At 41.4% G+C, this 15,089-nt stretch carries 11 protein-coding genes; 6 read left to right on the top strand and 5 right to left on the bottom strand.

The features are described from left to right. Window positions 1–241 precede the first annotated feature (241 nt). Window positions 242–1,036, bottom strand: coding sequence for an alpha/beta hydrolase (locus P4S61_RS22175; RefSeq protein ID WP_337119226.1), 795 nt, complete (start codon window positions 1,034–1,036; stop codon window positions 242–244). Window positions 1,037–1,381: 345 nt separating this feature from the next. Here P4S61_RS22175 and katG point away from each other — a divergent pair, with 345 nt between their 5' ends. After that, complete coding sequence (gene katG / locus P4S61_RS22170) at window positions 1,382–3,559, top strand: catalase/peroxidase HPI (RefSeq protein WP_337119225.1); 2,178 nt, start codon at window positions 1,382–1,384, stop codon at window positions 3,557–3,559. Between the two features lie 84 nt (window positions 3,560–3,643). Here katG and P4S61_RS22165 read toward each other — a convergent pair whose 3' ends face one another. The 3 genes from P4S61_RS22165 to P4S61_RS22155 all read right to left on the bottom strand — a co-directional run bounded on the left by P4S61_RS22165 (window position 3,644) and on the right by P4S61_RS22155 (window position 8,319). Further along, window positions 3,644–5,470: a metallophosphoesterase gene (locus P4S61_RS22165; protein WP_337119224.1), complete on the bottom strand. Its 1,827-nt coding sequence runs from the start codon at window positions 5,468–5,470 to the stop codon at window positions 3,644–3,646. A 79-nt stretch (window positions 5,471–5,549) separates the two neighbouring features. After that, the gene (locus P4S61_RS22160; RefSeq protein WP_337119223.1) at window positions 5,550–7,295 is read right to left on the bottom strand and encodes a TonB-dependent receptor; all 1,746 of its coding nucleotides are present in this window, start codon (window positions 7,293–7,295) and stop codon (window positions 5,550–5,552) included. After that, complete coding sequence (locus tag P4S61_RS22155) at window positions 7,273–8,319, bottom strand: TonB-dependent receptor plug domain-containing protein (protein ID WP_337119222.1); 1,047 nt, start codon at window positions 8,317–8,319, stop codon at window positions 7,273–7,275. Before P4S61_RS22155 ends, P4S61_RS22160 begins: the two co-directional genes overlap by 23 nt. Window positions 8,320–8,538: 219 nt before the next feature. Between P4S61_RS22155 and P4S61_RS22150 the strand changes: the two genes are divergently transcribed. From P4S61_RS22150 to P4S61_RS22130, 5 genes are all read left to right on the top strand, one after another. Beyond that, window positions 8,539–9,078 (top strand): RNA polymerase sigma factor, encoded by a 540-nt coding sequence (locus P4S61_RS22150; protein ID WP_335679630.1) that lies wholly within the window; start codon window positions 8,539–8,541, stop codon window positions 9,076–9,078. A 60-nt stretch (window positions 9,079–9,138) separates the two neighbouring features. Then, on the top strand, window positions 9,139–10,014 hold the full coding sequence (locus P4S61_RS22145) for a FecR family protein (RefSeq protein ID WP_337119221.1): 876 nt from the start codon (window positions 9,139–9,141) through the stop codon (window positions 10,012–10,014). 101 nt (window positions 10,015–10,115) lie between these two features. After that, complete coding sequence (locus tag P4S61_RS22140) at window positions 10,116–12,146, top strand: TonB-dependent receptor plug domain-containing protein (RefSeq protein ID WP_337119220.1); 2,031 nt, start codon at window positions 10,116–10,118, stop codon at window positions 12,144–12,146. After that, window positions 12,130–12,969 carry a TonB-dependent receptor domain-containing protein gene (locus P4S61_RS22135; protein WP_337119219.1) on the top strand — a complete coding sequence of 280 codons (840 nt, stop codon included), beginning with the start codon at window positions 12,130–12,132 and terminating at the stop codon, window positions 12,967–12,969. Before P4S61_RS22140 ends, P4S61_RS22135 begins: the two co-directional genes overlap by 17 nt. 263 nt (window positions 12,970–13,232) lie before the next feature. Further along, window positions 13,233–14,357, top strand: a complete 1,125-nt coding sequence (locus P4S61_RS22130) for a sialidase family protein (RefSeq protein WP_337119218.1) — start codon at window positions 13,233–13,235, stop codon at window positions 14,355–14,357. Here P4S61_RS22130 and P4S61_RS22125 read toward each other — a convergent pair. Then, complete coding sequence (locus P4S61_RS22125; RefSeq protein ID WP_337119217.1) at window positions 14,350–15,018, bottom strand: FMN-dependent NADH-azoreductase; 669 nt, start codon at window positions 15,016–15,018, stop codon at window positions 14,350–14,352. The genes P4S61_RS22130 and P4S61_RS22125 overlap by 8 nt on opposite strands. Window positions 15,019–15,089: the final 71 nt, after the last annotated feature.

Genomic DNA, 15,089 nt, shown 5'->3' with positions numbered 1-15,089 from the left:
GATTGTTTTAGTTAATACGTTTTAACGTATTAAAAACCCACTGATATTAATTTATCAGTGGGTTTTTTTATACCAATCGTGTTAAGTTATTGGTAGTTTATAGCGACGGATAAATAGAGTGATAACAAGGCATAAATTTTGATATGTAGTTGTTCTACATGAAAATTTATAACGCCGTTAGCGCTTTATTTAGCACGCTAGAAAGGCTAAATATTTAAGTCGATTGGTATTAATATCTGCGCTATTTTGCGTATAGCCAATCTAAACCTTGGATCAGCGTGGTTGGAAATGCCGTCGCATGCTTTGCTCCTTCAATGATAGAAAACTCAAGCTGTATATTTTTAGCATCCCCTTGACGTATTTTACTCGCTAACTTATTAGCTCCAGTTATCATATCTTGCCCTTCGCCAAATTCAGGTGTTTCTTTACTACCTACCGATAAGTAAACCCTAACGTCTTGCTTAGCTGTAGTAATCGACTGAGATATTATGCTCTCATTATCAAACCACACCGACGGGCTACCAATAATGTAACTTTCAAACATATTAGGCTGGGTAAAAAGTACATGAGCAGCAAATAAGCCCCCCAATGAATTACCTACTAAAGTACGTTGGTTAGAGGTCACACGGTAATTACTTTGCATATAAGCAAACACATTATCACGAATAAAAGCAGCATGTTGCTCGGCCTTACCCGTTTCGAGCTGCCAATCATTTGCTTTACTTGGTGTGTAATCTCTAATACGGCTTGATGACCCTTTAGAGCCTTGCGAATAACCAATTGCAACGAGTATTGCTTCATTCATGGCGCCACTGTTCATAGCAAAATGCGTCGCCCTGGATGCCACTTGAAACGCATACGAGCCATCAAGGAGGTAAACAACAGGGTATGTTTTATCTTTATTTCGACTGTAACTGCGCGGGAGCTTTATAAATAAAGGATAGCTAAGCTTTGCCTGCTGATCGGTAAGCTCTATAACCGCACTTCTGGGGATTTCAAACGATTGCTCAGCAACGCTGCTAAAAGTTGAAAACAAAATAAGAAAGCAAACTAAACACTTCAAATTAACCATTTTTAATTAATAACTCTTTTTTATAATTAATTCAGACAGCTTACCAAATAACTCAATATACGTGTGGGCATTTTACTGCCACTATTTTTTAACAATAAACATCAGATTAATCGATAGCTGCAATCGCTTTAAATCGTGATTTAGCACTAGTTTTTAATCGTTAATCTTCTATATTGGTACAAAGGATGAACTTAAACAGGGTTTATCAATCAATATATTACATTCAGTAGCAAGTTAATTGTTATGAACTAAGCTTTTAAACACAGTGAGTTATAGACCGAGTTTTATATTCCGATAAAGGAGCTAAAAATGAGCAATTCAGGTGCGGGTAAATGCCCAATCATGCATGGTAGCAACACACAATCGTCTAATTCCAATACTGATTGGTGGCCAAAGGCCTTAAATTTAGAAATTCTTCATCAACACGATACTAAACCTAATCCCTATGGCGATGACTTTAATTACGCTGAAGAATTTAAAAAATTAGATCTTGAAGCCGTTAAAACCGATTTAAAAAATCTGATGACACAAAGCCAAGATTGGTGGCCTGCCGATTGGGGTCATTATGGTGGCTTGATGATCCGTATGGCGTGGCACTCAGCAGGATCATACCGTTTAGCTGATGGCCGTGGTGGTGGCGGTACAGGTAACCAACGCTTTGCTCCTTTGAACTCATGGCCTGATAACGCTAACCTTGATAAAGCACGTCGCTTACTTTGGCCTATCAAGAAAAAATACGGTAATAAGTTATCGTGGGGCGATTTAATTATTTTAGCAGGCAATATGGCTTATGAATCAATGGGTTTAAAAACCTTTGGTTTTGCCGGCGGGCGTGAAGATATTTGGCATCCAGAAAAAGACGTCTATTGGGGCGCGGAGAAGCAATGGCTTGCGCCAAGTGATGAACGTTACGACAACGTAGCAAAACCAGACACCATGGAAAACCCGTTAGCTGCAGTACAAATGGGGTTAATTTATGTTAATCCAGAAGGCGTAAACGGCCAGCCAGATCCACTCAAAACTGCGGCACAAGTACGCGAAACGTTTGCTCGAATGGCGATGGATGACGAAGAAACCGCAGCGCTCACGGTGGGTGGCCATACGGTGGGTAAAACCCATGGCAATGGCAGCGAAGAGAATCTTAGCCCAGAGCCTGAAGCCGCAGATGTATTTGAGCAAGGCCTAGGTTGGAACAACCATAAAACGCGTGGGATAGGCCGCGATACTATGACATCAGGCATTGAAGGTGCGTGGACAACTCACCCAACTAAATGGGATAACGGTTATTGCTATCTGCTGTTAAATTACGAATGGGAGCTTACCAAAAGTCCAGCGGGTGCAAACCAGTGGGAGCCGGTAAACATTAAAGAGGAAGATAAACCTGTTGATGTTGAAGATCCATCAATTCGCCTAAATCCGATTATGACCGATGCCGATATGGCAATGAAGATGGATCCAAGCTATCGCAAAATTATCGAACGTTTTTATAATGATTTTGACTATTTCACCGATGTGTTTGCACGGGCTTGGTTTAAACTCACTCACCGTGACTTAGGCCCTAAATCTCGCTATTTAGGTGCAGATATACCAAGCGAAGATTTGATCTGGCAAGATCCCATCCCAAGCGTCGATTACACCTTATCTGATGCTGAAATTAGCGAGCTTAAAGACAAACTGCTAAATGCAGGCATTAGCGCCAGTGACTTGATCAGCACTGCATGGGACAGCGCCCGTACTTACCGTGGCTCTGATCATCGCGGTGGCGCCAATGGCGCACGCATTCGCTTAAACCCGCAAAAAGATTGGCAAGGTAACGAGCCAGAAAAACTTGCTAAGGTATTAACGGCCCTTGAAAAAGTACAAGCAAGTTTAAGCAAACCGGTGAGTTTAGCGGACTTAATTGTACTCGGCGGTACTGCTGCAGTTGAACAAGCTGCAAAAGCCGCGGGTGTCGATATCACCGTACCATTTGCAGCAGGTCGCGGCGATGCGAGCGACGACATGACCGATGCAGAGTCGTTTGATGTATTAGAACCAATTCATGATGGCTTTAGAAACTGGCAGAAAAAAGATTATGTCGTTTCAGCCGAGGAGCTACTTTTAGAGCGAGCACAACTGATGGGGTTAACAGCCCCTGAAATGGCAGTACTACTTGGTGGGATGCGTGTACTAGGCACTAACCACAGTGGCAGCCAGCATGGTGTATTCACCGATAATGTAGGCACATTAAGCAATGATTTTTTTGTTAACCTAACCGATATGAACTATCGCTGGGAACCGGCAAGTAAAAGCACGTATAACATTGTTGAGCGCAGCTCCGGTAATACTAAATGGACCGCTACCCGTGTTGACTTAGTGTTTGGCTCCAACTCTATTTTAAGAGCACTTGCTGAATTTTATGCGCAAGACGATAACAAACAGCGTTTTGTACAAGACTTCGTTAATGCATGGGTGAAAGTAATGAACGCAGACCGCTTTGATATTTAATTAAAGCAAAAAATGTATAACTTAAGCGCGAGAGTTAATATTCTCGCGCTTTTTTATGCTTGTTTAACTTGATAACAGAATTACTTAATTATCTTTGCAATCATGCAGTGATGTCTTTTTTGACATATCAATGATTAGACATTGATCAGGTAGAGCATTGCTAAGATTACTATAAATAGAGAAAGCTTGCGTAAGTGCTATTTTTAGCTGACAAAGAGTCCCGCCATCATTACTTTTTCTAGCCAATTTATTTTTACATTCAGCCGCGCCATTTAATAATTCTCCCATAGTTTGGTAAGTCTGTTGTGTGGACTCACTTATATCAGCGAAAGCCAGTGAGCCGGCATTACGCACTAAATAAAAATCAGCAATAAAATCCAGTACTGTTTTAGTCTGCAATTGTTGCTGTTGTACTTTTGATAGCCCACTGTCATCACTCAGTAAAGAAATAACCTCTAATAACGACATTTTCTGTACTTTATCGCGAAAGTCCGCGGGCCACTCACGAGGGATAAATCGCCACCTCGCCAATGCTTGTAAGTGTTGCTTACTAAAACTTTGATAGTTCTTAGCCGTTAAAATACGTTTATCCCATACTTGTGCAGGCGCATTCTTTTGTAAATAGTCATGCTCTGTTTGGTAAGCGCTAAATAACGTATCAAAATGAGGCACATCATCAATCGTTATTGTATCGACTTTAGCGAGTTGGTTATTGAGAGTAACTAATTTGTAAGCAGGCCGATAAGCCGCTATCGAAGGGGCTTGTATATTAAATAATGTATTATGCTCAGTTTCAATAATTGCAGTGTCATTCATGTGCATATGGCCACCAATATGCAGCTTTAAACCTGTTTCTGCTAACAACTTACGGGTATTAAGTTCAGGCTCTCGAGCTAGCTGAAATGCAGACTCACCAAACAAAGATTTAATCGACTGCGTTTGGCCATCGTAAAACTCCCCCATCGGAAAATGACTAAACGCAACTAAGGTTTTATGTTGCTCTTTCGCGCGTTTAACAACATTGGTGATCCATTTCATCAAATAAGGTTTTTCAGTCAATACTTTGTTATAACCCGCATTGCCAGATCCTTGAAATACTAACGTGCCATTTTTAAACTCAGGAACATACACATTCGCATCAATTGCCAATAGCCAAAGCCCAGTGACAGGCTCTACTAAGTAGCTGGTATCGGGGACTTGTTTACAACGTGCTTTATTATTCTTCGCGCATTGCGAATAACTACGTTCAACCAGCGATACCTGCTCACCAAATGGCGTTTCCCAGAGTAAGTCGCGGCTATCTGGCTGCAAACCAAACGGTGCCATTATCTCTACAAGCTCTTGATAACCAGCATGCGCGATTTTATCGCTGCATACTAATGAGTGATTATCTTTAGCTACATGTTCACAACGAGGATGATCGGTTGAATAAATACCAATTTGCTGACCTTTAGAACCCAAAAAGTCTGATTTTCCGCCGGCGGTTTTAAATGGCCGAACCGGATCATGATTACCTGGAATAGCAAAAAAACGCATACCGTACTTTTTTGCATAATCGTCTAGTATCGTTTTTAAACCATTAAGATGCACAGGTTGGCCATCATCAGTAAAATCCCCAGGCAGGGCAACTAGCTTTACGCCTTTAGCGGCAATATCATCAAGGGTGGCGATTAACGCAAAGTAGTTTTCATTAAATAAGCGAGTTGAATGAATTTGCGCCTGCATGCTGCGAATGCTCACCGCATCCTTTGCTTTATCGACTGGTATGCCCGCAAACCCCGCATCAGAAAAGTCCCCATAAATATCGTGAAAGTGAATGTCGGGAACAAAGGCTATTTGGGTGTTTGTAGCCGGCGCAGCAAAAAGCGGTGTACTGCTCAAACAAATGAGCAATGAAATGAGAAACTTCATTTTAAATATCCTGTGACTGGAACACTTTAAACAAAAAAACCGGAAGCAAAATGCTTCCGGTTATTAGCTTTATAATATATTAAAATATAGCGCGAACACCTAATGCAAAGCGTCTTCCAGAGAACTCATACATTGATGGGAAAGCTGGATCTAAGGTATATCCTTTAGTTGCTTCATCGGTAATATTGATGCCCTCTAATGTGAATTTTACTGAATCATTAATGCTGTAACCAAATGAGACATCTGTTTGACCATACGCATCACGATAAACTGGATACATATCACGCTCAATGTACTCTACGTATTTGTCTTTATAGTTATATGAAATACGCGCATCAAAGCTTTCATTTTCATAATAAAAAGTCAGATTGTAGGTTTCATCTGCAAGCCCCTCTGGCGGAGTAGGGATACCTAAGTCAGATGCACCCGTTAAGGAGTTATTTAATGTCGTGTAGTTAGCATTGACACCAAAACCTTCTAACATGCTACTAAAACGAGCAAATGGAATTTGTGCAATAAACTCAACACCACTAACATCATACGAGCCTTCGGCATTCACTTTTTGATAAACATCAAAATCATAAACACCGTCAACAGTACCATTATCATTGTACTTAGTTACGCCATTAACAACACCAGTGAGTGATTCACGTACGACGCCTTCAATTTCTTTTTCAAAGTAAGAAACCGCTAATAAACCGCCATCTTCTAAATACCACTCCAAACCCAGTTCCCATTGATCAGCATAGGTTGGTTTTAAATCAGGGTTACCATCGCGATATTTAAACTCACTTAAGCTCACTGTACGTTTATAAGCGATATCCGTTAATGATGGACGCATAAGCGTTTGTGATGCCGCAGCACGTAAAACCAAGTCATCATTAAGCTCAAGGGTAAAGTTAATACTTGGCAGTACTTCAGTGTAACCACCACTTTTAGAGACTGGTGTTGACGTATAAGATGTTGAGCCATTATCATTTTGTACTTGGTGATAACCTGATGAATCAACTTTAGTATCAATATAACGTACACCGGTATTCAAGGTTGCGGGCATATCGCCAATATCAAAAGCAAAATCAGCCATTGCATAAATAGCCGTGGTTTTTTCTGCTACTTGATAATATTGGTCTGGTTCGAAATCAACACCAAAGCCTTCATATCTAAGTTGGTTACGAGCATAACGATTAGAAATTTGACTCCAACCTTGTTTAGACGGTACGTCAGATAGATATTCGCCACCATTAACCAAGTCTGAAATATTAGTTAGTTCACTGTCAGCTAACGTACGCGTGCCTACCCAAGAGGTATCACCTGCTGATGGACCTGTTGCTCGGTTAGTACCATAATTACGCTCTTTTGATTTGTCGGTATACCGCGCCCCAAACTGCAACTTGGTTAACGCAGGGAAGGAATCTAAGCTAAATTGGCGAGAGAAATCCAATTGAGCAGCATATTTATCATCTGAGATTGCTTCGAGATTAACTTCGTTATAGTCAAATAAATAAGCCTCAGGTGAGTTATACATATCAAATGTATCAGGATTATTACTTGGTATAGTTTCTGCGCCTGTGCTGGTATAACGTGAACGTGTTGCACGATAGGCTGTATGTTTTAAATTAGTGGATTCGGTTGTTTTATCTGCGCCACTATAACCCACTAAACCGTATATATCCCAGTCACCTACAACCCAGTCCATTGCAATGCTAAATTGTTGGTAGTCAGTATCACTACTGTGTTCTTTACTTAAAAATTCGTGTTGAGTAGCCGCATAGTCAACGTCGGTTAGAACAGTGATACCGTAATCACCTATCGTAGATTCTATCATATTGATTAATGCGTTCTAAAGAGCTAACACTTGATGCGGCATAAGCGGATGCATCATATTCGTCTTCATGATCATCAAAATTACCCAGTAAGCCATCAAAGGTTAAGCTAAATTCGCTGCTAGGTTTATATTGTAATGATAGTGTTGCACCCCATTTTTCTTGCTCTGTTAAGTATGAACGATCGCCTACTTTATTTAAAAACACCACGCGGCTTGTTTCATCACTATCAAAGCGATCATTAATTGTTATACCGGTATCACGCTCTAATACGTCCGCAGCTTGGTCAGATTGCCATTGCGATGAGCCTTTCTTTTCTAAAAATCGAGAAAGGGGGCGAAAATCGATCCCTGAATTACTATCAGTACGATTAGTCCGTTGAGAGAATGCAAACGAGGCAAGTGCCCCCCAATCACCAAATGTATCACTGGCTAAAAAGGTTAGTTTAGGATCTGATTTTTCTGATATTTCGTTATAAGCCCCTTCGACCGATGCCACTAACTTACGGCCGTCATAATCAAATGGTCTTGCTGTTGTGATTGCGACTGAACCTGCAATACCGCCTTCTTCATCCGCAGCCGTTGATGATTTTTTTACTGTAACACTTTGAATAATTTCAGAGGCAAACATATCAAATTCAACATCACGACCGCCACTGCCAGACGCCGTAGCAAGGTTGTTAATCGACACAAAAGTAAACTCACTCGGCAAACTACGTACATTCACCTTTTGACCTAAGCCTTTATTTCGCTCAATCGTCACACCTGGCATACGCTGTAGTGCTTCTGCAAGGTTTTGCTCTGGAAAATCAGCGATGTCTGAAGCGACAATTGAATCTGAAAAACCAATGTTTGTCCGCTTTAGGTCAATCGCTTTTTCTAAACTTTTAATATAACTACCCGTTACGACGATTTGCTCCATCGCTTGATCTTCATTTTCAGCGTCTTGCGCGTAACTTGGCGCGACAAATAACGCACTTAGTGCCAATGCTAAAGGTGATAGGGTAAAAATTCGCTTAGTCATCATGTTGTTCCTGTTGTATGTATTACGACTTTAAATTGATTTCGCTCCTAATGACGCTGCAAAAAATTAATAGGGGACGTATTTATTCGATGAAGTTTTTGTGTCGGTTTTGCGACACTGCAATCATAAAAGTGTCATTAAATCATCATAAAAAAGGTGTCACCTTTGCTCTAGTATGAGCGTCTATTAAAAATGTAATGTTATAGATAACGATGAGAACTGATGCCTCAAACTCAAACGCCGCCATCTCTAATAAACGCACAAGGTCAACAAAATAGACCCCTCGTTAAGTGCTTTATTGCTAACCAAGATGCACTAAAAAGCTTTTTTCGTCGGGCAGTCGGTGAGCAGGCCGATGCCGATGATTTATTTCAAAAACTGCTGATGAAAGCATTAAAAATTGAATGTTCGGAGCATATTGATAACCCGTTGGCGTATGGCTATCGCATGGCAAAACATTTAGTGATTGATCATCATCGAGAGCAAAATAAATCTCCCGAGAGCTTAGAGCACGAACCTGAAAGTAATGCGCTGTCACTTGAGAGTTTACTTGAGCATGAACAACGCTTGCGCTTATACCAGCAAGTACTCACGCAAATGTCAGCTCTGCGCCGTGATGTGTTTATTCGTCGCCGCTTACATGGTGAAAGCCGTCAACAAATAGCGCAAAGCTTAGGGTTATCAGAAGAGGCGGTAAAAAAGCATATTTCCCGCGCGATGGATATGCTCAAAGACGCAATCAGCGAATTTATTGCTGACTAAGTGTCCCCTTAATGAACGTTAAGTCGTTATATCAATAATAGAGATAGATAGAGAAATAACATGGTCACCTCATCCAAACATGACGATGAAAATAAAGATCCACTCAAGCAAGCGATTTGGCAAGATGCAGCACTTACCGAAGCACTTAAAATGCTAGATACGTCCACTAAAATCGCAGCGCCAACACACATAAAAGCCAACACCCATACTAACTTTTGGCTCTGGGGCAGCGCGCTTGCGGCGAGTATAATCATGGCGGTAGTCGGGGTGGCAACATTAAGTCCTGAGGTTAGCCCAACAACAGCAACTTTCATTGCCACACAGCAATTTACAGCGACCAAAGCAACCGACATTACGTTGTCGGACGGCTCTGAAGTTGCATTAAATACGCAAACTAACCTGCAATTTCATGAAAATGATAAAACCAGACAAGCCATCTTAAGCAAAGGAGAGGCCTACTTTGCAGTTAAGCGCGATGAGCAACGCCCATTTACCATTGATACCGGTAACGCAACAGTTAGCGTGCTAGGCACCGCGTTTAATATTGATAAAACCCTAAGTGGAACAACGATTGATGTATTTCATGGCAAAGTGGCGGTAACCACCCGCGACAACTCACAACGAGTAGAATTAGTAAAAGGACAGCGCGCCCGCGTTGATGCCAAGCAAATTATTGTAACGACCTTTAAAACACAGCAACCAGATTGGCAATTAGGCTGGCTTGATTTAGAAAATGTGACCATTAACGATGCTATTTTTCAACTTAATCGCTATACCGACAAACCACTAGTTCTGAGTAATGTGGATGCGGACCTACGCGTCAGCGGTCGCTTTAAAACGGCAGATGTATTAGGGGCAGCATCATTAATAGCACAGTTGAATCAACTTGAGGTTAATCAATTTGACGACAGTATTGTATTGTCAGCAACGCAATAAAGGTTGATTGGTTTTATTTATAACTTACAGGGCAATGTCATAAAGTGTTCATCTAAATTCTTCACACTAAGGGTTTAATGAAATTGGAAGGCTGTTCATAGATGTTACGTATAAGCTGTTTTTTATGTGTAGCGTTACTCGGTCTTTCTTTTACTGCTAATGCCACAACCACAAGTTTAATAGAGCAACTAACACGTCTATCTGAGCAGTTTTCTACGGCTTTAATTTATGATAACGCGCTATTAGAAGGGCTCGAGGTAGAGCCGGTGCAAGCTACATCCGTGCAAAGCACCTTGAATAAATGGTTAACCCCGCATCAGTTAAGCTGGCAAAAAACAGCGGCTGGCATCGTTATCTTTAAAACCATCACACCTGTAATATCAATATCTAAAACTAACAACACTTCGCTGCTTGAAGAAGTGACTGTAACCGAGCAACTCCCCACATCATCCAACGGTGATGCCTATAACAGCAATTACCAACAAGCGGTAAATTATGCGCAGCAAGTAAAAAGTGATTACGCAGGAGAGAGCGAAGTTGCGCTAGGTGCGATGCTCACGCAACTACCGGCTGAAAACTTAGCTGAAGCTCTGCAAGCAGTACCCGGTTTGAGTATTACGCGCGATCGCGGTGAAGCCCTAAATATTAATGCGATGGGATTGGGGGCTGAGTATCAATTAACGCTATTTAATGGTCATCGCCTTGCAAACACCGAGAACGTGCGAAATTCAAATCAGTATGGGCAACAACACCGTTTTGATATATTTAGCGCTGGGTTATTTTCAAATATCGCGGTTTATAAAACTTCAAATTCAAGCCTTCCTAGTGGTGCCGTGGGTGCTACCGTTAACTTGCTTAGCGATGATCCACTTGCTTATCAAGACAATAACTTACAAGTTATGCTCACTGGTGCAGCGCTTGAAGGTGAGCGGAATTTTCAGCCAAGCTTTGGCCTAACGGCAAATGCTAAAAGCGCAGACGGTGATTTAGGAGTCATTTTTAAAATGAACTATGAGAACCGTCTACAACGTCAGTTTCAGTTTGAAAGCTGGCACTGGGGAGAAAATAACGGCGCACCAAAGCCTTACCAGTGGCCTGATATTAACGAAAACACCTTAGTACCTACAGATGGCTTAGCACTAACCATAGAAAACGAAGACCGTACCCGCGCAACGTATTACGGTGATCTAAGCTGGCAAGCCACTGAGCGTTTAAAAATTAACTCTTTGTGGTTTAGATCAGATACTGACTTTTCGTTTGATGAGCATCGTATATCGATTAACCCACAAAGTCAGTCGGCTCAAGCACATATTAACACTGAAAATAATAGCCTCAACCAATTCATGTTTAACGCTGTAAATGCCAAAACGAGCCGCGAAGAATCCAACTTATATTATGCCAACCAAACCATACAAGTTGATGCCAACTGGCAACCCAGTGTGCATTTACCTTTAACGCTTTCGCCGTTTTACAGTAGCAGTAAAGCAAACAGTAAAACTAAAGAGCCTATCACTCGCGTTCATGTTGCGACTTCACCTATGCAAGCAGACGTAGCTTTACAAAACACATCGGTTGATAACTTTAATTTTACAGGTAACTTGGGGTTAGTAAGTAGCTACTCACATATTAGCCAAATGAGTAAACGCACTATCAATGTGCTTAATGAAATACAAGAGTGGGGCATAGATAGTCATTTCAGTGCTGAAAATAGTTGGGGCCTGCAAGCGCTGGATATCGGCTTTTTACATTCAACACAAAGCTATCACTACGCCCGCAAAGATATCAGTTTATCGCCCTCGGCTTTAGAGCAACTACCTAATTTAGATGGCCGTTGGCTTGAGCCAATTGCCAATCAGTTTTCAGCAGGATTTATGAACGCTGAAGTACAACCTTGGTTAATCCCAAAAAGTGACCTGTTGCAACTTTATGATATTGATTTGCCGTTCGCAGAAATGAGTGAGAGTGACCGATTAAATAGTTACAAAGTAAGCTTTGCATCAAAAGAAGGTTATATCTCTTCACAGTGGCAATTTGAGCAAGTAACGCTAAGCACTGGCTTACGATACAGTAATACATTAAGTGAAACACAAGGATCGCAACTAACAAAAACTGGGGGTGGCGCCTATCAATAGCAGCAATAATGATAGCGCGTGGTTACCGTCAGTTAATTTAAAATGGCAGCCTTCGCAATATTGGCAATGGCGGGCGGGCTTTAACCGCGCTTTAAATCGGCCAAATTACTCAGATTTAAACCCAAAACTGCATGTAAACTCAGGAGGCCTACCATATGCAGAACTTGGTAACCCCAATTTGCAACCGGTTATAGCCAACACCAGTACGCTCTCTGTTAACTGGCAACAACAAAGCGTAAGCGCACAATTGCTGGGCTTTAATCACCACATGAATAACTTTATTGTTGAGCAAGCAGCAAGCTTAAATTATCAAGGCCTGCAATATAACTCATTGCAACGTACTAACGATGGCAAAGCCAAGATAAATGGCTTACAAGCAAGTATTCAGTGGCAGTTACCGATATATAGTCCATGGTTTCTACAAAGCCAATTATCAGCAAGCATAACCCATATAAACAAAGCTGATGTAAGCACCTTCGCTGGCAATCACTTTAAAGTTGAAGGAGTCTCTGACTGGACAGGTAACCTGCGCTTTTTAGTCAGTGATAAAAAATGGCAAGCTGCATTTAATATTAATTACCGTAGTGACTTTTTGGAGCAACGCGACATTAGTAATAATGCCAGTAGTTATGTTGAAGACTACACCAGCACAGATTTAAGCTTTAGCTGGTTTTACTCAGCAAATGCCAGCCTTCGCTTAGATCTATTTAATGCCACCAATGAAACCCTGACCCGTACAGCAAAAACTTACGACGCCAGTTCATTACTCAAAGCCGAAGAATTCGGCCGCCGCGTGGTTGTGTGCTTATCATTAAAAATATAAATTTTTGCATTTGCAACACGCAAGCTAAACTCACTTTTGTAAACCCCCATTACGTTTTGAATAAAAACAATACAACCGACTAATGTCTAAACTCTGTTTATGCAAACCCAGTAGCCGCGCAGTTGAGGACTTGCTAGTATAAAAATAATACAAAACGATAATTACCTCATAATAACGATAACTTAGCCTTTAGGTACTTTGATATGACTCCCTATTTTGTAAAGTGTACAGCCGTATTGATACTAAGCGGTTTGTCGCACTCCGTGATAGCAGCCGATAATTCAACGGCTCCCGCCTTTAAAATGGAAGAGGGATTAATCGATATCACTAAGCCCTCTACACTGGGACTTTCAAAAGCTAACAATACTGAGCACTTTGAGGTATTTAAAGCCATAAAAGGCAAGGCTCAGTACAACCATGGCGCAGTGCTATTTGCATTTAAAGGGCGCTTATATTGCCAATGGCAATCCTCAAAAAAAGACGAAGATGGCCCAAATACTCATGTTTTATATAGCCAAAGTGAAGATGGCCAAGCTTGGCAAACAGCTCAATTACTCGCACCAACACGAGAAAACGCAATAGTCACTAGTGGCGGGTGGTGGAGTGATTCAAAAACCTTAGTAGCCTTTATCAATGTATGGCCTAAAAATGCCAACCCAAAAGCAGGTTATGTTGAATACGCTTTAAGCCAAGATGGTATTAATTGGAGTGACTTTAAACCGGTTTTAAATAAAGCAGGCACAGCGCTAAAAGGCGTTATTGAACAAGATTTAAAAGCCTTACCCAGCGGCCGAGTTATCACAGCGGTTCACCATCAACCAGGATTGGTGGCAAGCCCTTTTTATACTGATGATCCATTGGCGATTTCGGGTTGGCAAGCAGGTAAGTTTAACAACCGACCTTTTAGTAAACACGTTAGCGATGAGCTAGAGCCTAGCTGGTTTGTTAATAAAGCAAACGATGTGGTTATGACCTTTCGAGATCAAGGCGGCAGTTATAAAATTTTAGCCGCCAGTAGCCATGATCAAGGAGCCACGTGGACAGAGGCAATCACCACCAATATACCAGATTCAAGAGCAAAGCAAAGTGCAGGCAACTTGCCAAGTGGTATGGCCTATATAGTTAATAATCCTACTGGTAATAAAACCCGCCTACCGTTAGTTGTAAGCTTAAGCCAAGACGGCTACACCTTTGACCACGCTTATATATTACGAGACCAACACACTCTACCGGCCATGCAATACCAAGGCAAATACAAACGTATTGGTTACAGCTACCCAAAAAGTTATATTTGGCAAAACAGCTTATGGATAAGCTACGCAGTTAATAAAGAAGACATAGCCGTAACAAAGTTAGATTTAGCGCAGTTTCAGGGAGCCGTTAAGTAACAGAGCTAAGGTGCTCAGCAAGCTCTGCTGCTTGCCTATAAGCATTTTCCAGTGATTGTTGATGGCGAGCATCGGCAAACTCTTGATACTCCGAGGCAATTTCATAAATTGTACTCACACCTAAATATTTGCTCAACGTACGCAAGTGCGGCACTAAGTGGCTCATATGTTCACGTATGCCGCCTTGCTCAAAACCAAACTCACCAGTTGAGGTGATCACAACCAAGGTTTTACCGCCAAGTAGAGGTTGTAGCGGAAAGTCACCACGGGAAAGATCAAAATCAAAGGTTTTATTGATCCTCACAACTTGATCAAACCACGCTTTCAGCTGCGCTGGCATACCGTAGTTATACATAGGCGATGAAATCACAATAATATCAGCGGCTGCAATTTCAGCGATTAATGTGTCTGACAACGCTAGCAATTGCTTTTGCTCTGCGGTTTTTTTATTCTCTGGAGTAAATACCGCACCTATCCAATCTTGGGTAATAAAAGGCGGCGGATTCATGCCTACATCGCGATAGATATACTCATCTATAGCTTGGTGCTGTGCAAAGCTATCAATAAATTGCTTAGCAATATTTTTAGAGATTGAATCATGGGCTGGGTTGTCGTTTTTAATAGCTCTTACGCTTGCATCAACGTGAAGTAGAGTAGTCATACTGTTTATCCTGTTAGTAAATGTAGTTGAATCATCTAACTAACAGGCACATTTCACAAACGAGTAAACCT

The sequence above is a fragment of the Pseudoalteromonas sp. B160 genome, from assembly GCF_037162485.1.
Taxonomy (GTDB): domain Bacteria; phylum Pseudomonadota; class Gammaproteobacteria; order Enterobacterales; family Alteromonadaceae; genus Pseudoalteromonas; species Pseudoalteromonas rhizosphaerae.
This window is presented reverse-complemented; position numbering and strand designations above follow the sequence as displayed.

Coding starts and splice junctions, on each gene's coding strand:
- P4S61_RS22155 (WP_337119222.1), bottom strand. CDS start 8,319: ATGATGACTAAGCGAATTTTTACCCTATCACCTTTAGCATTGGCACTA.
- katG (WP_337119225.1), top strand. CDS start 1,382: ATGAGCAATTCAGGTGCGGGTAAATGCCCAATCATGCATGGTAGCAAC.
- P4S61_RS22125 (WP_337119217.1), bottom strand. CDS start 15,018: ATGACTACTCTACTTCACGTTGATGCAAGCGTAAGAGCTATTAAAAAC.
- P4S61_RS22160 (WP_337119223.1), bottom strand. CDS start 7,295: ATGATAGAATCTACGATAGGTGATTACGGTATCACTGTTCTAACCGAC.
- P4S61_RS22165 (WP_337119224.1), bottom strand. CDS start 5,470: ATGAAGTTTCTCATTTCATTGCTCATTTGTTTGAGCAGTACACCGCTT.
- P4S61_RS22140 (WP_337119220.1), top strand. CDS start 10,116: ATGTTACGTATAAGCTGTTTTTTATGTGTAGCGTTACTCGGTCTTTCT.
- P4S61_RS22145 (WP_337119221.1), top strand. CDS start 9,139: ATGGTCACCTCATCCAAACATGACGATGAAAATAAAGATCCACTCAAG.
- P4S61_RS22150 (WP_335679630.1), top strand. CDS start 8,539: ATGCCTCAAACTCAAACGCCGCCATCTCTAATAAACGCACAAGGTCAA.